The sequence below is a fragment of the Anabaena sp. UHCC 0204 genome, assembly GCF_009711975.1.
Lineage (GTDB): Bacteria > Cyanobacteriota > Cyanobacteriia > Cyanobacteriales > Nostocaceae > Dolichospermum.
In genome coordinates this window covers 120,922-141,633 of record NZ_VIKW01000009.1, presented here as the reverse complement: position 1 = coordinate 141,633, position 20,712 = coordinate 120,922, and the positions used below count along the sequence as shown (strand labels likewise).

Annotated in this window: 20 protein-coding genes; 13 read left to right on the top strand and 7 right to left on the bottom strand. The window is 37.3% G+C overall.

What is annotated here, in order from left to right:
* Window positions 1–22: 22 nt before the first annotated feature.
* On the top strand, window positions 23–613 hold the full coding sequence (locus FJR04_RS09780) for a DUF1517 domain-containing protein (protein ID WP_168494065.1): 591 nt from the start codon (window positions 23–25) through the stop codon (window positions 611–613).
* 49 nt (window positions 614–662) lie between these two features.
* A complete protein-coding gene (locus FJR04_RS09775; RefSeq protein ID WP_168494363.1) occupies window positions 663–1,529 on the top strand; it encodes a DUF1190 domain-containing protein in 867 nt (288 codons plus the stop codon).
* A 257-nt stretch (window positions 1,530–1,786) separates the two neighbouring features.
* Here FJR04_RS09775 and aroF read toward each other — a convergent pair whose 3' ends face one another.
* Entirely contained in the window at window positions 1,787–2,827 is a 1,041-nt protein-coding gene (gene aroF, locus FJR04_RS09770) for a 3-deoxy-7-phosphoheptulonate synthase (protein ID WP_168494063.1), read from the bottom strand.
* Window positions 2,828–3,056: 229 nt separating this feature from the next.
* Window positions 3,057–4,028 carry a hypothetical protein gene (locus FJR04_RS09765; protein ID WP_168494061.1) on the bottom strand — a complete coding sequence of 324 codons (972 nt, stop codon included), beginning with the start codon at window positions 4,026–4,028 and terminating at the stop codon, window positions 3,057–3,059.
* A gap of 268 nt (window positions 4,029–4,296) precedes the next feature.
* Here FJR04_RS09765 and FJR04_RS09760 point away from each other — a divergent pair, with 268 nt between their 5' ends.
* From FJR04_RS09760 to FJR04_RS09740, 5 genes are all read left to right on the top strand, one after another.
* The gene (locus FJR04_RS09760) at window positions 4,297–4,746 is read left to right on the top strand and encodes a DUF29 domain-containing protein (RefSeq protein WP_168494059.1); all 450 of its coding nucleotides are present in this window, start codon (window positions 4,297–4,299) and stop codon (window positions 4,744–4,746) included.
* A gap of 131 nt (window positions 4,747–4,877) precedes the next feature.
* The gene (locus FJR04_RS09755; RefSeq protein ID WP_168494057.1) at window positions 4,878–7,667 is read left to right on the top strand and encodes a CHAT domain-containing protein; all 2,790 of its coding nucleotides are present in this window, start codon (window positions 4,878–4,880) and stop codon (window positions 7,665–7,667) included.
* 3 nt (window positions 7,668–7,670) lie between these two features.
* A complete protein-coding gene (locus FJR04_RS09750) occupies window positions 7,671–8,045 on the top strand; it encodes a hypothetical protein (protein WP_168494056.1) in 375 nt (124 codons plus the stop codon).
* Window positions 8,042–9,418: a hypothetical protein gene (locus FJR04_RS09745; protein ID WP_168494054.1), complete on the top strand. Its 1,377-nt coding sequence runs from the start codon at window positions 8,042–8,044 to the stop codon at window positions 9,416–9,418. The genes FJR04_RS09750 and FJR04_RS09745 overlap by 4 nt, the downstream gene beginning before the upstream one ends.
* Window positions 9,397–9,771 (top strand): type II toxin-antitoxin system HigA family antitoxin, encoded by a 375-nt coding sequence (locus FJR04_RS09740; RefSeq protein ID WP_217359290.1) that lies wholly within the window; start codon window positions 9,397–9,399, stop codon window positions 9,769–9,771. Before FJR04_RS09745 ends, FJR04_RS09740 begins: the two co-directional genes overlap by 22 nt.
* A 247-nt stretch (window positions 9,772–10,018) precedes the next feature.
* On the opposite strand, the gene FJR04_RS09735 is transcribed toward FJR04_RS09740, so the two are convergent.
* The 4 genes from FJR04_RS09735 to FJR04_RS26470 all read right to left on the bottom strand — a co-directional run bounded on the left by FJR04_RS09735 (window position 10,019) and on the right by FJR04_RS26470 (window position 11,973).
* On the bottom strand, window positions 10,019–10,489 hold the full coding sequence (locus FJR04_RS09735; protein WP_168494050.1) for a PAM68 family protein: 471 nt from the start codon (window positions 10,487–10,489) through the stop codon (window positions 10,019–10,021).
* Window positions 10,490–10,501: 12 nt separating this feature from the next.
* Window positions 10,502–10,771: a 30S ribosomal protein S15 gene (rpsO, locus tag FJR04_RS09730; RefSeq protein ID WP_168494048.1), complete on the bottom strand. Its 270-nt coding sequence runs from the start codon at window positions 10,769–10,771 to the stop codon at window positions 10,502–10,504.
* 157 nt (window positions 10,772–10,928) lie between these two features.
* The gene (locus FJR04_RS09725; RefSeq protein ID WP_168494046.1) at window positions 10,929–11,405 is read right to left on the bottom strand and encodes a hypothetical protein; all 477 of its coding nucleotides are present in this window, start codon (window positions 11,403–11,405) and stop codon (window positions 10,929–10,931) included.
* Window positions 11,406–11,844: 439 nt separating this feature from the next.
* Window positions 11,845–11,973, bottom strand: coding sequence for a hypothetical protein (locus FJR04_RS26470; protein ID WP_256366792.1), 129 nt, complete (start codon window positions 11,971–11,973; stop codon window positions 11,845–11,847).
* Window positions 11,974–12,077: 104 nt separating this feature from the next.
* Between FJR04_RS26470 and FJR04_RS09715 the strand changes: the two genes are divergently transcribed.
* The gene (locus FJR04_RS09715) at window positions 12,078–13,145 is read left to right on the top strand and encodes a glycosyltransferase family 1 protein (protein WP_168494044.1); all 1,068 of its coding nucleotides are present in this window, start codon (window positions 12,078–12,080) and stop codon (window positions 13,143–13,145) included.
* Between the two features lie 46 nt (window positions 13,146–13,191).
* On the opposite strand, the gene FJR04_RS09710 is transcribed toward FJR04_RS09715, so the two are convergent.
* Window positions 13,192–14,043 (bottom strand): Rpn family recombination-promoting nuclease/putative transposase, encoded by an 852-nt coding sequence (locus tag FJR04_RS09710; RefSeq protein WP_168494042.1) that lies wholly within the window; start codon window positions 14,041–14,043, stop codon window positions 13,192–13,194.
* A 142-nt stretch (window positions 14,044–14,185) separates the two neighbouring features.
* Between FJR04_RS09710 and rfbC the strand changes: the two genes are divergently transcribed.
* The 5 genes from rfbC to FJR04_RS09685 all read left to right on the top strand — a co-directional run bounded on the left by rfbC (window position 14,186) and on the right by FJR04_RS09685 (window position 20,676).
* Window positions 14,186–14,731 carry a dTDP-4-dehydrorhamnose 3,5-epimerase gene (rfbC, locus tag FJR04_RS09705; RefSeq protein ID WP_168494040.1) on the top strand — a complete coding sequence of 182 codons (546 nt, stop codon included), beginning with the start codon at window positions 14,186–14,188 and terminating at the stop codon, window positions 14,729–14,731.
* A complete protein-coding gene (rfbD, locus tag FJR04_RS09700; protein WP_168494038.1) occupies window positions 14,724–15,611 on the top strand; it encodes a dTDP-4-dehydrorhamnose reductase in 888 nt (295 codons plus the stop codon). Before rfbC ends, rfbD begins: the two co-directional genes overlap by 8 nt.
* A complete protein-coding gene (locus tag FJR04_RS09695) occupies window positions 15,608–16,684 on the top strand; it encodes a glucose-1-phosphate thymidylyltransferase (protein WP_168494036.1) in 1,077 nt (358 codons plus the stop codon). Before rfbD ends, FJR04_RS09695 begins: the two co-directional genes overlap by 4 nt.
* A 184-nt stretch (window positions 16,685–16,868) precedes the next feature.
* Window positions 16,869–17,168 carry a 30S ribosomal protein PSRP-3 gene (locus FJR04_RS09690; protein WP_104389365.1) on the top strand — a complete coding sequence of 100 codons (300 nt, stop codon included), beginning with the start codon at window positions 16,869–16,871 and terminating at the stop codon, window positions 17,166–17,168.
* 361 nt (window positions 17,169–17,529) lie between these two features.
* Window positions 17,530–20,676, top strand: a complete 3,147-nt coding sequence (locus FJR04_RS09685) for a GAF domain-containing protein (RefSeq protein ID WP_168494034.1) — start codon at window positions 17,530–17,532, stop codon at window positions 20,674–20,676.
* Window positions 20,677–20,712 lie beyond the last annotated feature (36 nt).

Genomic DNA, 20,712 nt, shown 5'->3' with positions numbered 1-20,712 from the left:
AAAAAATTACCAGAGGAAAACAATGCGTGATACTTTTAATCGGATGATCGGCAAAACTCGCTACGTTGTCTGTCGTCTGTTTCTACATTTAAATGGAGAGGAAGTAGCGCCAATACTAGGTGTCCTCAATCGCTCCGCCAGAACAGCAATTAGTGCTGACGGGGATTTGGAAATTTTAGGAGAAGAATTGGTAGAACTATGCCAAACTTTCCTGCAATATGATGAATATTGGTTCTCGGCTGCTAATGAAGGCGATGTCTTTTGGAGTGAAGGTGAAGCTGGAGATTATGTCAATGAATTATTCACCGACTCAGCCCAAAGATATGGATCTGATCTGAATTTGAGTTCTACCACCTCCAACCAGCCCTTATCACTTCCTGTTACCCGTAATGTCGTTGTCATGATGACAGTCGCTACTGAAGGGGAAGTTCCAGATTTAGAAACAGACTTAGCTAATATCCCAGCCTTGAAAGCAGCTTTAAAAACCTTAATTAATCTACACTACAAACATAAACTCCGCGCCATCCAAGTTCATTTCTCACCCGCCCAATTAGGAGATGAACTTTCTAATGATCAACTATTGGAGTATTACCCAGAATTGATCCCATTGTAATTTATCGTTAGTCTGTAATTAGTTAGTATCCGCACAAAGCATGAACGCAATGATTATGACCATAATACGTAAATTTACAGTTGTTTGTTTAGCCTTGAGTTTGTGCTTAACAACAGTCGCCTGTGGAGGAGAAAACCAAACTACTTCTTCAACTAAGAACGTTAGCCAAACTGCTACCCCCACTAAGTTAAGTGATGGACAGTATCAAGTACAACAAGGCACATATAACGATGCCAATGGTGAATATACCCTGTTTTTACTCAACAATACACCTCCAAGCTTTGCTACAGAAAAGCTACAAATGGCACGACTGACTGATGATGAAATCAAAGCAGGTAAGAAAACTTACTTGAAAGTAGAAAATAGTCAACCAGTTTTATACATGACCGAAGACTTTAAAATTGAGTACGTCCATAACGTTACAGAGACAAGAGAAAATCCCCAAACGGGACAAAAGGAAACCGTCATTGTTCGTCAACAAAGTAGCTTTTGGGCCCCTTTTGCAGGAGCTTTAGCTGGCCAAGCTATTGGTAGTATGTTATTTAGACCTCAATATTATGTTCCTCCTGTTTATCAGCCTGGTGGTATCATGACTGGTTATGGTGGCTATGGTTCTAGTTATGATTCAGCGGTTTCTAATTACCGTTCTCGCTACAATGAACCACCCGCAGCAGTGAGAAATCGCACTACTTTCCGCACTACAGGAAACATCAGAAACTCCTCTTCCGGAAACTCAATCCGCACTACATCAAGTACCAATAAAAGCGGAAGAGCCTCCGGTTCTGGTTTTGGTAGCAGTACCCTCAAACCTTCTGGTAACTCTAGCTCTCCTCGTCGCAGTTCTGGGAGTAGTTTTGGTAGTGGTGGCCGTTCTTCTAGTCGCCGTTCCTCTGGTTTCGGTAGTAGAAGAAGATAGTTGAATTATTTCCGTTTGTCTACGTCAACATCTCGCTAGACTCCTTGACAAACGGAAAATTTTTTCTTTGTTTTTGCGTTTTAAGGAGAGGGAATTAGTTGACGGTTGATTAAAAATCTGTTATCATAAAGTTGATAAGGAAGAACTATCTTCAAATAAAAATATATTAGAGGTAAGATGCAGGTTGGGGTGAACGATCGCACAACCCGAAAAAGTCCTGCAAATATTAAGTTTTATATCAACTCAAGCGACTCACTTCACAGTGTCCAACGACCAACGGCTTGACCAATCACCGCTAATTCTGACATTAATTTATCAAAACGGTCTGGAGTTAAAGATTGGGGTCCATCAGATAGGGCTTTAGCTGGGTTGGGATGAACTTCAATCATGAGAGAATCTGTACCCGCCGCGATCGCCGCCATAGCCATTGAAGGGACAAATTCAGACCAACCCACACCATGACTAGGATCAATCATCATTGGTAAATGCGTCAATTTCCGCAACACCGGCACAACTGATAAATCGAGAGTATTCCGGGTATATTGACGGTCAAAAGTTCTAATTCCCCGTTCACACAAAATCACATTGGGATTACCCGCCGCTAAAATATATTCAGCCGCCATTAACCAATCTTCAATAGTTGCAGCCATACCCCGTTTTAACAGCACCGGCTTAGGTTGCGCTCCAACTTTTTTCAGCATGGAGAAATTCTGCATATTTCTCGCCCCCACCTGAATCACATCCGCAACTTCGCCAATTTTCTCCAAGTCTTCCGTATCCATTACTTCTGTAATAATTCCCAGTCCGCTCACTTTCCGGGCTGTAGCTAACAATTCCAAAGCACTTTCACCATGACCTTGAAAAGCATAGGGTGACGTTCGGGGTTTATACGCACCACCCCGTAAAAACTTCGCCCCCGCAGCCTTTACCCGCAGCGCCGTCTCCACAATCATCTCTTCATTTTCCACCGAACAAGGTCCAGCCACAACCACCAAAGGATGATGTTCACCAAACACCACATCCCCTTCAGGAGTATTCACTACCACCTCAGAAGCTTCTCCATGACGGAACTGGCGACTAGCTCGTTTGTAGGGTACTTCTACTCGTAATACTTGCTCAATCCATTGACTTAATTCTTGAATGCGTGGGGGATCTAAATCCGCTGTTTCACCCACTAAAGCAATGACTACTTTATGTTGGCCAATGATTTTTTCTGGTGTTAATCCCCAGCTAGATAGTTCTGTAGTAATCCGGTTTATCTCTTCCTGTGGAGAACCAATCTTCATGACGATAATCATTTACAAGTTCCTTTTTAAGTAAATTTTTTATTAACTAGGTGAACGGAAAAAAACTGTAGACGCGGAGCAGCTTCTCAAAGAGTAATATGTAACGAAAAGATTTGTGGTGATGATTGACAGGATGTAATTGTCAGAATCAGGATATCCAGGATTTAAGGATTTACAGGATAAGGATTTTGATGAACCCCCCGATTTCCTCATGATAGAAGAAATCAGGGATTAAATATCATTAATTTTCCTGTAATTCTGCATCAATTAACTTTTGAAATTCCTCCAAAGAATTAATACTAATACTCGATAACAGGAGATTTTCTAGAATAGTCATATCCTCAATTTTTGTGATGGAATCACTCATCAATTCTGGAACAGAATCAAATCTATTTGCGAGAATTTTGAGAATATTGTTTTGGCAGTTTTCTTTAGCACCTAATTGTTTACCTTTTGCTTCACCTCTTTCTTCTGCCATTTCTTCAATAGTGCTTAGGAAAGGCATATTCAACTCCTTTTCATGTTGTTCTAGTTTATCGTTGAACTCTGTTTGTAATGGTGGTGGTAAAGTCATCATTTTATCAATGAACTTGACTAAATTAATAATATCAAATCTAGTTAAGCCTTTTTGATATAATGGTCTGACTATGTTCCATTTCCATTGTTCTCTTTGGGTTAAATCTCTAGTTGTGGCTTTGGTTTTCAGATGTGCCATAACTATTATAGCAAACAATTTGTTATTTGTGGTTAGGTCTGACCATTGATAGTCTAATAGCTTTACAATACTAAATTGCATTTTTACTAAACTATCACCTAATCCATATTCATAGCTATTTGGTCGCCATTTTTTATCTTCATCTCCTAATATGGCTAAACTGATCACTGGTTTATGAAATAAATCAAAGGAACGATAGTTATAGATGTACATTCTTTGGGTAAATTCTTTATCATATTGACTTTGTACTTCTATGTGTATCAAAATCCAAATGATTTCATTGTTTAATAACCAAACTTGAAACAATTTATCCGCATAACGTTTTTTTGTTTGACTAGATGCGGTAATTTGTTCTAGTTCTTTATCTAAGGATATTGGTGTTTGACTCCAATCAATTTTTTCGTGTATTTTGGGATAAAAGAATTGGATGAATAATTCAAAATATTCTCCTATTGCTTCTTTCCATGTTTGATCGTAGTTAGCTGTTGTTTCTGTCATGTTTTTTGAGGATTTTAATCGTCTGAATCAGGATATCCAGGATTTGAGGATTTACAGGATGTGATTGTTAAATAGTAAATTACACTATATGATAGAAATTTCTTGATAATCACCAAATTCAGTTGTATTGATAATAGAACAAATTTTACCAACTTGTGTCCTAATTTTTGGACATGAAGTTGACAGTAAAACAATAATTGTAATTTGGTCTAAGATTACAAATGATTTCACTTAAAATAAAATTAGGACATTTACAGGATTTACAGCAATGACACGGACACCAATTGCAGTATCTTTGTATGAGCAAGACTATTTACTCTGGATTGAAGATATTGTTCATAAGTTACGGAATAGAGATATAGAAGGACTAGATTTTGATAATCTGATTGAGGAGATAGAGGATTTGGGGCGCTCAGATAAACGTGAACTTGAAAATCGGTTAGCAGAACTTTTAGAACATATTCTCAAGCGGAATTATGTGAACATGACTGATTGTTATCGTGGGTGGGTAGAATCAATTATTAAACAAAGAATTGGAATCAGAAAGTTACTCAAAAATTCACCTAGTCTCAAGCCTTATTTTAGCCAAGTATTTGATGAAGCTTATGCAGATGCTCTGAAAATTGTCCGCAATGGTTATCCACAGTGTGAGTTTCCTGATAAGTGGCCGTTTAGTTGTGATATTGAAGCAATGTTAAATGTTGATTTTTGGGAATAATTGTCTGATAGCGTGGCGCAAGCCATATCAGGATATCCAGGATTTGAGGATTTTCAGGATAATATTGTCCGAAATATGGGAAAATACTATTGAAGCATCATCTAAATGCTACCCTAACCCAGCCCTAATTTATGGATGAACAGCGTCTACAGGCATATCAACAGCTAATTCAACAACTGCTTAGTTGTGCAAATGGGGAAGAATTGCCAATATTACAAGCTAATACCGAATTACTCGATGCTGACTTTTTACAGTTGCTGGAGGTAGGGGTAGCAGCAATGTCTACCCAGGAAGGACAAGAAAATCGTGCTAATAAGTTGATGTTTCTAGCATCTCAACTGAGTCAAGCCTTAAATATACCCCTAGAGGAAAATACTCCAGAAACAGAAACCCAGATTAGTGAAGCAGATATAGAAACTTATTTACCATTTTTATTAAAAGTATTACAAACCACCGCAAACAGTCAAGGTAATCCCCAGGAAGTTTACCCCTTACTCAAAGCCAACACAGATAAACTCAATCTAACCTTTGCTCAAGTATTACAGCATTGGGCAACAAAAAGACTAGAGGAAGAAGAACGGGATACAGCAGAATATATTGCTACAAATATTTCGATATTTAGTAATCTAATTCAACAATTTCCTTTAAACAACAAAGCCAATAATATGGAAATTGCTATCACTGGTTATGAAATAGCTTTAACAGTTTTTACCCGTCAAACTTCCTCAAAAAATTGGGCTGCTTTACACAATAATCTAGCTGTTGCCTACTGGAACAGAATCAGGGGAGATAAAGCCGAGAATCTGGAAAATGCGATCGCTGCTTATACTGCGGCTTTAGAAGTTTATACCCACCATGATTTTCCTGTAGATTGGGCAATGACGCAAAATAATCTAGGGCTTGCATACAATGACAGAATCAGGGGAGATGAAGCCGAGAATCTGGAAAATGCGATCGCTGCTTATACTCAAGCTTTAGAAGTCAGAACCCGCACCGATTTGCCTGTAAATTGGGCAACCACGCAAAATAATTTTGGGAATGCCTACTCTAACAGAATCAGGGGAGATAAAGCCGAGAATCTGGAAATGGCGATCGCTGCTTATACTGCGGCTTTAGAAGTTTATACCCGCACCAATTTTCCTGTAGATTGGGCAATGACGCAAAATAATCTGGGGAATGCCTACTCTGACAGAATCAGGGGAGATAAAACCGAGAATCGGGAAATGGCGAACGCTGCTTATACTCAAGCTTTAGAAGTGAGAACCCGCACCGATTTTCCTTTAGATAATGCCGAAACGTTAGAAAATTTGGGTATTGCTTATCAAGAATCACAACAGTTTGATTTAGCTTACTCTACTCTTGCTGATGCCATTGCCACAGTTGAAGATTTGCGCGGAGAAATTATTTCTGGAGAAGAAAGTAAACGCAAACAAGCAGAGAAATGGAATCAACTTTTTAGACTTATGGTGGAAGTTTGTTTAGCATTGGGTAAAGAAACGGAAGCTATCACCTATATTGAACGCAGTAAAACCCGCAATTTAGTAGAACAAATTTTCAACCGGGACTTAAAAACTATTTTTCCTTCAAATGTCGTCATCCAACTAGAACAACTGCGAGATGAAATAGCGAGTGGACAGAATTTACTGCAAAATTTACTGCAAACAGGTAAAGCTGAAAATGCCACATCTTTAGCGCGACATCTCCAGAAATTACGACAAAAACGCCAAAAATTGCAAGATGAATATTTACCGATGGGTTCTAGTTTTAAATTTACATTTACATCATTAGAGAAAATAGTTGATCAGGAGACGACAATTATTGAATGGTATATTGCCATTAATAAAATTTTTGCTTTTGTGATTCAACCAGGAGGTAAAGAAATCAGAATTTGGCAATCTTCATCAGCAGATTTTGAGGCTCTACTTGATTGGGATAATAAATATGTAAATGATTATAAGCAAAACAAAGAAATATGGGAAAATGAGTTAGAGCAAAATTTACAGAACCTAGCCAAAATATTACATCTTGAAGAAATATTAAATGTAGTTCCACAAGAATGTGAAAAACTGATTTTAATTCCCCATCGTTTCTTACACCTGTTTCCTCTCCATGCTTTACCTGTGCAAAATTCCTATTTAATGGATTTATTTCCTCAAGGTGTGGGTTATGTTCCCAGTCTGCAAATATTACAACAAATCCAACAGCGTCAACGTGATGATTTTCAATCTTTATTTGCTATCCAAACACCCACAGAGGATTTATATGAAAAAGATTTAGGCGCAGTTGCAGCAATTAAACAACAATTTAATCACAGTTATGTTTTGAAAAAAGACAAAGCTAAAGAATCAGCAATTATTCAAAATCCTGAAAACCTGAAAACAGCGCATAATCTCTTTTTCTTCTGTCATGGTTCTTTCAATTCTAATTATCCCCTAGATTCGGGTTTACAATTAGCTGATGAAGTTCTCACTTTAGCGGATATTATCACTCATATTAAATTAGAAAACTGTCGTTTAGTTACTCTGGCTGCTTGCGAAACTGGCATGATAGATGGTACAAATATTAGTGATGAATATATTGGTTTACCTAATGGTTTTCTGTTAGCTGGTAGTACCAATGTGGTTGGTAGTTTATGGACTGTTAGTGCGGTGGCTACAGCTTTATTAATGGTGAAATTTTATGAGGAATTAAAACATCAAAGTAATATAGTCTTAGCTTTGCAAAATTCCCAAAGATGGTTAAGAGATACAAATATTTTAGGGTTTAGAAAATGGCTACCACAATCAAATCTGGATGAAGATTGGCAAGATGAATTAAATGATTATTTTTCAATAGAGGAACAAAAACAAGGCAGTAATATTAAAATATTTGCATCACCTTTTTATTGGTCAGCTTTTTGTGCAATTGGTAAAGGAGTTTAAACAATGTCTGCTTATCAAAGAACAATCCAAGCTTTTGTTAAATTAATCGAATCTGAGTCTAGTTTATTTTCTAGGGAAGACTGGGATAATTTAGATAAATTAGCCAGTAATTTACCAGAAAATTCAGAAGAAATATCTGGGAAAATTAGAAATTGGTTAAACTTAGAATCACGTTCTCAAATTAAACAAGCATTTGAGAAAAAAAGGCAAGAAATTCATTCTTATTTAACCAAGTCCGATAATACATTGGGTCCAGGTGGTGCTACATCTCCCACTCCAGCAAATCAACCTAGTGAATCTTCTAAGGAACTGATTCAAAATGCTATAAAATTAAATTCACCTTTATCTGATGATAAAAAATCCCAACCAAAACCATGAAGAATTTTAGTCTTACTCTCGATGCTTTCCATTTGCGACATACTCTCGCACATACACCTGATCAAGTTTTAGAAAATGCCCATCTTTTGTGGGATAATCTCTCTAAGTTAGGTGTATCTGCATTTCCTTCTACCGATTTAAAAGATTTAAAATCAAAATTGATCTGTTATGAAAATGGTAACTATAAACCTCAACAAGAAGTTGGAAGAACAACAGAATGGTTAACCGATAATGGAAAATTAGATTTAGGAAGTTTCTCAACTACAGACGGATTTAAAATTAATGGCAATTTACAACCATTTTTAGTTAATGATACCTACGCAGTTGATTTAACACTGCTGCCAGAATCAGCAAATATTGATATTAATATCCCGCAAATCCAACGTTTTAAACCTAGTTGTTTTTTACCTTCCCAAATTCAAGCATCTTTAGGACAAACTTTATGGATTTATGGAGAAGTTGACGCAAATGAAGACTGTAATTTATTAGCTGAAAAAATCGCTAATGCTTTAGTTGCTGGTACAAACTTAAATCCTGCTTTTACTGTCTCAGGAGAATTATTTGCTAGTCAGTTATTTATCTACCAAGCAAATGATCCAAATGAACCGAATAATCCTGTTAAACAATGTCAGATTTTCATATCTTTAAATAATCAACAAGCTAATACTGTCCAACTTATTGGAAATGCTTACGACTGGTTACGAGATTTATTATGCTGTTATCATAAAATCCTCTTTGTTAATTACCAAGCAAGTCAAAGTTACCAAAAGGCAAGAACAGTTTATAGTGATTTAGAGAATAAAATTAAAGAATTTCAAGATTTGATATCTAACCCTAAAACACAGATATCTGATCTAAAGAAACTCTTATCAGAAATTCCGCAAAAAAGCTTTGATTATACCCTATGTTTACAAGATTTACAATTTCATAATACATCTATTCAGACAAATATTAAAAATTACCGAATTTGCTTAAATAAAATTACAGCCATAAATAATCAAACAAGTCCCAAATTTTGGCAAGACTTCCTAGATAAAGAATGCCAAAAATGGCAAGAACAGATACAAACTTATATTAATTATCTCACACCAGGTCAAGAATTATTTGGGCAATTTATTGATATAATTCGTGGTATTGTAGAAACAAAACAAACAGAAAGAGATAGATCCTTAGAAACAACAGTCCAAGTATTAGGAATAGGTTTTGGTGGTGGTGCAATAGTTTCTGGTGTAGTAGTTCAGCACATTGATAAAATTAACCTACCTTTATTACCAAAAAATTACTTTTCAGCTTCATTAATTTTAAGCATAATTGCTACCATAGTATGTACCTTTCTAGCTATGTTGGGTGTATGGATCAAAAAACGCAAATAGTGTTTAAAGATATTCTGCATGAAGAAAAATATGAACAAGCAATTACAAAATTAAATGATTTAATTGATGAAATTGGTACTAATGAAGAACATCCTCTTTATCATTTGTTAGATACATTAGGAACGATAATTGAGGCTTACGAAACAGAACATTATCCTCTTCCTAATTGTCATGGAAGTGATGTATTAGCTTATTTAATGGAAGAACACAAACTGACTTTATCAGATTTACCTGAAATTGGTTCATCCGAAACGATAAAAGCTATTTTAAACAAAGAAAAAGCATTAACTCTCAATCAACTTCAACAATTAGCAGAACGTTTTCATATAAACATTAAAGTATTTCTGAATTAGTATCCAAGTTACCAAGTTATTAGTCCAAGGGATAAACTTTGCTGATTGTTGAACAATTTCAATGAATCAAAAATCTTAGGGATTAAACTTATGAATAAAAATATAGCGCCAGGTATTTTTTGCTGAATATTGGGTATAAACCAGAAAAATACAGTCTTTTAAACTTCAAGCTGAAGTGATCAAAATTCAACTTCAACACTCATTTTCCAATTTACCCCATATACAGTTATTACCTGGACGCTAGTTGTTAGACGTTCTTTTTCCGGGTATCACGCCAAACTTCGGCCATTCTGCCCCAATTGGTGCTAAATTCACCCAAACCTAGAATACTTCCTGGTCTATCTTCATCCCAAGAAGCAGAAAGAACACCATAGGTGATTCCGATAACTCCTAAACCAAACAATCCCATATTCACCAATAAAACGGCGATAGGAGCAAGTTGGATTTCAGCAAAGGTGACTAATAGATAGCTGACTACCAAACTAGTAATACCTAAAGCTGTGGGGATACCGCAAAAACCAGCCACTCGGCGAATCATCCGCTGGCTAACTACTTCAGGAATCGCCATTTCTTGTTTAGAATAACGACGTTGCTGTTGCGGTTTTTTGTCAGGTTCTTTGGTTTTGATAACGGGCTGACTAATAGCCTTAGCAGGTTTTTGGCGCTTTTTATTTGGCTCAAAAGGTAAGGGAGTACGTTCTGATTCTTCAGCAGCCATAAGAATTAGTTCCTAACCGCGAATACCGAGACGACCAATTAAAGCTAGATATTTTTCCCGACTATCTGCTTGGATATAGGCGAGAAGACGCTTTCTTTGGCCAATCATCTTCAATAACCCTCTTCGGGAGGAATGGTCTTTTTTATTAGCTTGCAAATGTTGACTGAGTCGGTTAATGCGGTCAGTTAGCATTGCTACTTGAACATCGGCCGAACCAGTGTCGGTTTCATGAACTTGGAAGCCAGAAATTAGTTCTTGTTTGCGCTGTTGCGTCAGAGCCATGATTGATTAAATTTTTATTGTTTCTAAATGTACCTAGCAATCTATCATGATATCACAGCCGGCAAATTCTTGATCAGTTGTCAGAAGTGGTAGGGGCAGAGGGGAAAATGACCAATCACCAATCACCAATCACCAATCACCAATCACCAATCACCCCTTACTCTGGTGATTTAAGAGCCTGATCTAAAACTTGTCTAGCTTGTTCTGCTTTGGATCTTGCTTCCTGGTAACGCAGATTCGCTTGGGCAAAGTTTTTGAGAACCTTAAAACCTTCTTTGAGATAAGTAATCTCTTCCTCAGTTACTGATTTATCGGAAAATAGTATGTCAATGGCTTTCCGAATTTCTAAGGCTTCGGTGCGTGATTCTTGCACCTTTAACTTCAGAGAAGCTAAATTACTCAGAACTTGAACCGCTTGTGTAATCTCATCTTCACGACTATGAGTATCTGTAATTGGTTCTTTGATTTCAATTAACTGTTGGGGACTAAATCCTTCTTCTAGTTCTGTTGGTAATTCTCCCGCATCCATCAGTTCCATTAGCTGATCCATTGCTTTATCACGAGCTTTAGCGGAATCTTTCCCAGGAACATTGATAATAATTTCGGGACTTTGAGCAAGACTGTACTGAACCATAGCTGTATATATATTGATCCTATCTAATTTGTGAGAAGTATTGTTGCAATTCCGAAGTGCTAAGAGAAAAAAACAAATATTGGTTCAATTATACTGAATCCCCAATTGATTACTTTGCTCTCACCTCTAATTTATCGAGCCGATCATCTTGGATTTGATTGGCACTTAACTCTTCCTGCCTGATTCACTTGATTTCAGATTCAATACCATTGAGTTTACCATCAGCCGCTTAGGACTTACGCAAGTGTCACACCAAAAATCTGTTGTAGGGTGCATCAGGTGGCATAAATCCTGCAAATAAACAGATTATTGATATCTGACGCACCCTACCAATGTGCCAGTTGTGTAAGTCCTGATCTTTTACTTTAGTATCAAATTCTTCATCTACAGGGGGTGTTAAGCAGTAGCGCGAGGCATCTGGTTTCAGTTCTGCTTCTTCTCATAATCTTCCTGCATGGCGAACTGATATACTTTCAATAATTCCTTGTTTCATAATTTCCTCTGTCAGTTCTCTGGCTGTCCAATGGCTGATTGGTCTTCCATAATCTAATGGTGGTGAACAAGCCAACGCAAACAACTGTCTCTACAAGGGTTGTAACACCAATTTATTAATAACCCAACTCACTAAAAATGCAATTATCTATTAAATTTTCTCAAAATGAATGATGAAAAATGCAATTAGTCATTAACCTTTCATTTCTCCTCACAAAACCCACAGGTACAACTACTTACGCTCTCAATCTTTTACCTCACTTACAAAAACTTGATCCAACACTTTTAACTTCACAATCTTTCCCGAACAATAATTGCTATCAAACTCCTAATAATCTAACATCAGCACAAGGTATTAAAGGACATTTAAACCGCTTATTGTGGACACAATTCCAACTACCAAAAATTTATCAAACCCTCCAATCTCAACTTTTATTTTCTCCCATTCCCGAAGCACCCCTATATACCAACTGTCGTTTTATTGTCATGTATCATGACATGATACCTCTACGCTTTCCTAAACCCTATTCACCACTCACACCATACCATCGTTACTACGTTCCCCAAGTTTGTAATCAAGCAGAACATATTATTTGTAATTCCCAAGCAACAGCTAAAGATTTAGTTGATTTTTTCCATATTCCTAGTAATAAAATAACACCAATTCCTCTGGCTGGTGATCGCTCACAATTCCAATTCCTTAACCTCCCTAAACGCAATTACTTCCTATACATCGGTCGTCAAGACCCTTACAAAAACCTGCAAAGATTAATTACCGCTTTTTCTGCACTACCTCACAGAAATGACTATGAACTATGGTTAGCAGGACCTTATGATCAACGTTACTCTCCATTATTAGAAATACAAACTCAAGAATTAGGAATTAATCATCTCGTTAAATTCCTTAACTATGTATCTTATGACGAATTACCAATAATTATTAATCAAGCGATCGCGCTAGTTTTTCCCAGTCTTTGGGAAGGATTTGGTTTACCAGTTTTAGAAGCAATGGCTTGTGGTACATCAGTTATTACTTCTAATGTTTCCTCACTTCCAGAAGTTGCCGGAGATGCGGCTATTTTAATTAATCCCTATAATACAGGGGAAATTACAGCCGCAATGCAAACGATTGCCAATGATTCAGAAACAAGAAAACAACTTTCAGAAAAAGGTCTAAAAAGAGCAAATCAATTTAGTTGGGAAAAAACCGGACTGGCTACAGTTGAAGTTTTGAAAAAATATATTTGAGGGATCTTGTCAGTTTCAGATCCCCAAATTCAATAATCATCAAGAATTAATCTTCTTGTTGATCAATATCAGTTATTTCCGTAGAAGGGGATATTGTTGACTGTTTTTGTGCTACATTCCTCACTAATTCTACATCTAAATTTAACTCAGATGCGATCGCTTCCACACTTAACCCTAAACGTAATAGCAAGGGTATAATCTCTAATTTTTCCTCGAATTTCCCTTCAACTTTCCCTTCAATTTTCCCCTCTTCCTTAACATCTTGAAAATACCGTGTTTGCTTCAATTCATCTAGTCCAAACATTGCTTCTAACTCCTGACTACTTAAGTAAGGAAACTTGTATACTAGTATCTTATCTACCAATTCTAGAACTTTTTCTTGAATTATTGGCTCTGTTAAAGATACCCGTGCTTGTTCTTTCAGTTTGATTGCTTTTTCCCTAGTTTGCGCTTGTTGCGCTACTATTAATTCTAACATTCCCAAACCAATAGAATCAGCACTTGTTTCTTCCAGTTCATCTAAGTATATACGTGAGATTCTGCCTGGATGAAATAATTCTTGATACTGAATTGGTTCAGCCGTATCAGTGCTACGATTAGGAAATATAGCGACTGCATACCAATTCTGTTGAGGACGATATAACTTCAAGTAGAGAAATATTTCTCCAAATAAGTCCCAGTAAAAATTATCTCGTTGCTGAAATTGTACTTCTACAAAATAGATTAGTTTATCATCATCTGGAGGGAAAAATATCCCATCAAAGCGAAATGCTAACTCTTTAACTTCCACTGAATCAAACTTGTACCCAATGGCATTTGATGGAGATTCTCCTAATAGTTCAAATAGGACAGTTGGTAAAGTTTGAAATATTTGATAGAAAATCGAATCTGTTTTCATCAATGGCTATATATAAAACTACAGATTAGTATACAGGAAGAGGCGATATCCTCTAGTATGGGAAAATTTCTGTGAGATCAAGTTGTAAAATTAACATTTTGTGCTATTGTCTAACTAGTTTTTATAGAAAATTGCATATTCAATGAACATTATCCCCACCTCCATTCCTGATGTACTCATCCTCGAACCCCAAGTATTCCAAGATTCACGGGGCTTTTTTTTGGAATCCTATAACCAAAAAATATTTACAGAAAAACTGGGAATCACGGTTAACTTCGTTCAAGATAATCACTCGAAATCTGAATATAATGTTTTGCGAGGATTGCACTACCAAATTATTCAACCTCAAGGTAAACTTGTCCGCGCTGTTGCTGGGACAATATTTGATGTTGCTGTAGATATTAGAAAAAACTCCCCCACATTTGGACAGTGGATAGGTTACGAAATCAGTGCTGAAAATAAATGCCAAATGTGGATACCAGCAGGTTTTGCACATGGGTTTCTCGTACTTTCAGAAGTTGCCGAAGTTATCTATAAAACTACAGATTATTATGCACCAGGAGGCGATCGCTCAATTCTTTGGAATGATCCAGATTTAGCTATAGATTGGCCTCTCGAAACAGCCCCAATTTTATCAGCTAAAGATAGTAATGCTCAAACCTTTAAAAATGCCGAAGTTTATGAATAAATCCATATTATTAATAGGTAGTAATGGACAAGTTGGTACAGAACTACAAAATACCCTTTCCTCTCACTACAACCTGATTGCAGTTAACCGTCCACAAATAGATTTAACACAACCTGATATCATCCGTTTAATTATCAGAGAAATCCAACCAGAAATTATTATCAATGCTGCTGCTTATACCGCAGTGGATCAGGCAGAAAGTGAACCAGAAATTGCTCATGTAGTTAATGCGATCGCCCCGGAAATTATCGCCGAAGAAAGTCAAAAATTAGGAAGTTTTTTAATTCATATTTCCACAGATTATGTATTTAATGGTAATAATCATTTTCCCTATCAAGAAACCGATATTACCAATCCATTGAGTGTATATGGACAGACAAAATTAGCGGGAGAAATAGCAATTCAAAAAACTTGTCCTCAACATATAATCCTCCGGACAGCTTGGGTTTATGGAACTTATGGAAAAAGCAACTTCGTGAAAACCATGTTACGAGTTGGGAAAGAAAGACCAGAAGTGAGAGTAGTTGCAGATCAAATTGGTAGTCCTACTTGGTCCCAAGATATAGCTTTAACAATTACCCAAATTATCCCCAAATTAACATCAGAAATCGCTGGTATTTACCACTATACAAACAGCGGTGTTGCTAGTTGGTACGATTTGGCGATCGCTATTTTTGAAGAAGCAGAAAAATTAGGCTTTCCCCTCACAATTGAAAACATTATCCCTATTACCACTCCCGAATATCCCACACCCACAAAACGTCCGGCCTATTCTGTCCTAGCTTGTGAGAAAATATCCAAAATCTTGGGAACTTATCCCCCTCATTGGCGACAAAGACTAAGGTTAATGTTAAAAGAATTACAGGAAACATCTCTATGAAAGCACTTATTTTATCTGGTGGAAAAGGTACTCGTTTACGTCCATTAACTTATACAGGTGCGAAACAACTTGTTCCAGTTGCTAATAAACCAATTTTATGGTATGGCATTGAAGAAATGGCTGCTGCGGGGATAACTGATATTGGTATTATTATCAGTCCAGAAACAGGAGCAGAAGTCAAAAGTAAAACCGGCAATGGCGAAAAGTTCGGTCTAAATATCACCTATATTTTACAAGAACAGCCCGCAGGATTAGCCCATGCAGTCCAAGTTGCGCGTCCTTTTTTAAAAGATTCCCCATTTGTTATGTATTTGGGAGATAACCTGATTCAACAAGGGGATTTAAAATCATTTTTGGATAAATTTACTCAACAGCAGCCCGAAGCCTTGATTCTTTTGCGGGAAGTGCCAAATCCTAGTGCTTTTGGTGTGGCTAAGGTTGATGAAAAAGGCAGAGTATTACAGTTAATTGAAAAGCCAAAAATACCCCCTTCAAACTTAGCATTGGTAGGGGTTTATTTCTTTTCACCCCTGATCCATGATGCGATTTCTCTAATTAAACCTTCAGCTAGAGGTGAACTAGAAATCACGGATGCTATCCAATGTTTAATAGATCAACAACAGCAAGTTGTCGCTTGTAATCTGGACGGTTGGTGGTTAGATACAGGTAAAAAAGATGATTTATTAGAAGCTAACCGTCTCATTCTTGATACCTGTTTGACAAAATCAATTTTAGGCGATGTTGATACTAAAACTCAGATTATTGGCAGAGTGCAAATTGGGGCTGAATCGAAAATCATTAACTGTACAATTCGTGGACCTGTAGTGATTGGTAATAATTGTTATTTAGAAAATTGTTTTATCGGACCCTATAGTAGCATTGCTGATCATTCAACACTGATAGAAACAGATTTAGAACACAGCGTTATTTTAGAAGGTGCTAAAATTACCGGCATTCAGCAACGAATTATTGATAGCCTGATTGGACAACGTGCAGAATTGACTATTGCACCCCGCCGTCCTAAAGCCTTACGCTTTTTAATTGGTGATGATTCTCAAATAGAATTAACGTGAAGCTACTAATTTTGATAAATAGTAACAATCATATCACATATTCAGCAAAAGTAGTAAAAGAATTAAGTTGCCTATTTCCCATTTTCCAGTTATCAATAGTCATTGGTCAATTGGACAGAGATTGGGTTAAAATGAGGGGTCGCAAACTGAGTAAGTAAAACCCGGATATTCCCCGGAGGTGTAATTGACCAAGTTCATTTTAAAAATTCTCTGGCTAGACGAAAACGTCGCCCTAGCAGTTGATCAGGTTGTTGGTAAAGGCTCTAGTCCCTTAACCAAATACTTTTTTTGGCCCAGAAATGATGCCTGGGAAGAGCTAAAAAAAGAGTTAGAATCCAAACACTGGATTACAGATGTTGATCGCGTGGAGTTGCTCAACAAAGCCACCGAAGTGATTAACTACTGGCAAGAGGAAGGCAGAAACCGTCCAATGGCAGAAGCGCAGTTGAAATTTCCAGAAGTTGCCTTCACTGGTAGCGCCTGATTATTTTAAGTTGGTAATGGGTAATTGGTGATTGGTAATGGGTAATTAAGTAAAATTATCACCAATCACCAGTTCCTTGTGACAATTGAGAACTAAGAACGCTTAATAACCCAGATTCAAGACTATCCTGATCTTTTTATAATTCTTCTGCGGTGAATGGGTGCAGGGACTGCGCTCCTATCTCCTGATTCCTAGCAACGAAAAGACTTTTTTTCAGCAAGCCTTAATTATTATTAAAGTGTCAAAATTTAACCTAGTTAAGATTCAGGATTTATACTAATAAATAAAGTTACTAATCCTAATTATCACTGAATGCCACTGGTTAGCATAACTGGTGGTTTTAGGTCAACAAGGTTAAATTATGGAAACTATATTGACATTATTTCCAAATCTTCTAGCGGCTAATTTCTATATACCGCACGGGCATTGCTATCTTTGGCAAAGTCCTCTAGTAGGTTTACACATACTTAGTGATGCACTAATTGCGATCGCTTATTTCTCCATTCCCACAATGCTGATCTATTTTGTCAGTAAGCGGAGTGATGTTCCCTTCTCCAATGTCTTTGTCCTGTTTGGTGCTTTCATTATCCTTTGTGGTACGGGGCATCTATTGGAAATATGGACACTGTGGCATCCAGATTACTGGTTGACAGGTATAGAAAAAGCCATGACAGCCATAGTTTCTTGTTATACTGCTTTACAACTAATAGAACTTTTACCACAATTTTTGGCATTGCAAACACCTGAACAACTCCAAATCATCAACCGAGAATTAGAAATCCAAATAGCAGAACGAAAACGCACCGAAGAAACCCTGCAAACCATTGTTAGTAGTACAGCTTCTGTGACTGGAGATGATTTTTTTCCGGCTCTAGTCCAAAATCTAGCCACCGCTCTGGATGTTGCCTATGTCATGGTGTCGGAGGTTGTTGATAATTCATTAGAAAAGCTACATACCCTGGCGCTATGGGCTGGCAATCATCTAGCAGAAAACATTGAATATGAATTGGAAGGTACTCCTTGCCAAGTGGTATTTGAGAGTAAAGTCCTGTGTTCTTATGTAAGTGATTTACAACAAATTTTTCCCCAGGCTTCATTATTGAAACAAATAGAGGCACAAAGCTATGCAGGGGTGTCATTGTTAGATATAAATCAAAGGTTAATTGGCAACCTTTGTATTATTGATACCAAACCCTTTTTTACAGACGAACGCACCAAAGCCCTGTTGAGTGTCTTTGCTGCCAGGGCTGCTACGGAATTACAACGCAAATGGGCAGAGGAAGAGAAACACCAAGCTTATCAACAACTAGAATTCCGGGTGGAGGAACGCACTGCGGAACTTGTAGCCGCCAATAACGCCTTAGAAGTCGAAGTTAGGGAACGAACAATTGCCGAAACTGCGATGAGAGTCATGGCAGAAAGAGAAAAGGCCATTAATGACGTAATTCTGCGAATGCGTCAAACCCTCAACCTCAAATCTATTTTCAATATCACTACAACTGAACTACGGCAAACTGTTGAATGCGATCGCGTTCTAATTTACCGCTTTAACCCAGACTGGAGCGGTGAATTCGTGTCCGAGTCTGTTTCCGAGCCTTGGCAGGCCTTACTTCCTCTCCGGGCAGATGATCCCCTACTCACCCAATGTGCCGTCGCTCAATCCGATTGTATTACTACTCAACTTAGCAGTACAGACGTATCCATCCGCGATACCTATTTACAAAATAACCAAGGTGGTGTTTATCGCCAAAAAAATAGCCATTGCTGTGTTAATGACATCTACAAAGCCGGATTCGATTCCTGCTATCTTCAACTTTTAGAAAATTTACAAGCACGAGCCTACATCATTAGCCCCATTTTCTGTGGTCAAAAACTCTGGGGCTTATTAGCAGTTTATCAAAATGGTAGTCATCGAGAATGGCAAACAGCAGAAGTAGGAATTGTCACCCAAATAGGTAATCAATTGGGAGTTGCCGTACAACAGGCAGAACTATTTGCCCAAACCCAGCAACAGGCAGATGAACTCAAAATAGCCAAAGAAGCCGCCGACGCTGCTAACCGGGCTAAAAGCGAATTTTTAGCCAATATGAGCCATGAATTGCGTACTCCTCTCAATGCCATTCTCGGCTTTACTCAGTTGATGCAGCAAGATCAATCTCTAACTGTTGAGTATCAAAAATATATCGAAATCATTAACCATAGTGGTGAACATTTGCTGGCATTAATTAATGATGTCCTGGAAATGTCTAAAATTGAAGCTGGAAGAATCACTCTTTATGAAACAGATTTTGATCTGTATAAGTTACTTTCCAGTCTTGAAGCTATGTTTCAAATGAAAGGACAATCTAAAGGCTTACAACTGATTTTTGAATACGATATTACTGTACCTCAATATATTAAAACCGATGAAAATAAACTCCGTCAGGTATTGATTAATTTATTAGGCAATGCCATCAAATTTACTGACCAAGGCCATATACATCTGCGAATTAAAAACACGAACGAACAACCATTTACTTCAACACAACAAAACCTAAGTTTTGAAATTGAAGATACTGGATCTGGTATCGCAGCAGCAGAAATTGGTAATTTATTTCAAGCATTTCAACAAACAAAAGCCGGTCAAAAATCCAAAGAAGGAACAGGTTTAGGTTTACGGATTAGTCAGAAGTTTGTGGAATTAATGGGGGGTGAAATTACTGTTCATAGTCAACTAAATCAAGGTAGTTGTTTTAAATTTGCCATTCAGGCTAAATTAGCAGAATTCGTCCCCATTGCCAGTCCATTGTCCATACAAGGAACAACCACTATTACTCCTGGGCAGGAATATCGTATTTTAGTTGTGGAAGACAATATAGCGAATAGATTACTATTGAGCAAAATCTTAAAAAATCTCGGTTTTGAAGTGCAAGAAGCGGAAAATGGAGAAGAAGCGATCGCCCTTTGGGAACAATGGCAACCCCAACTCATCTTTATGGATATGCATATGCCAATCCTCGATGGTTATGCAGCGACTTCGCAAATTAGGCTCAGGGAAAAATTAATATCTAACCAAGTAATTACCCCCACCAAAATTATTGCGATTACGGCAAGTGCCTTTACAGAACAACGTCAAGAAAGCTTAGATGCCGGTTGTGATGATTTCGTCAGTAAACCATTTCGTTGGGAAGAAATTCTCGAAGCCCTAGTCAAGCATCTACAAGTAGAATATTCCCACCAATCAAATTCAGATACTACAAATACCTTAAACTTAGCAGCTTATACAGCCAAGAAAACTCTTGATAGAGCCGATTTGGATATCATGCCCATTGAATGGATTGATCAATTATACTCCGCTGCCGCCCAAGGAAATGATTACCAATGTATTCATTTAATTTCTCAAATCCCATCTGAGCAAACTGAGTTGATTATAAATTTAACTCGATTAATTGAAAGCTATCAATTTGATCAACTCATGATCCTCATTAAACCAACAGAAAGGCAGTGGAAAAATAATATGTATAATTAATGGTGTACCCATACTTATTTTAAACAAGTCAAACAT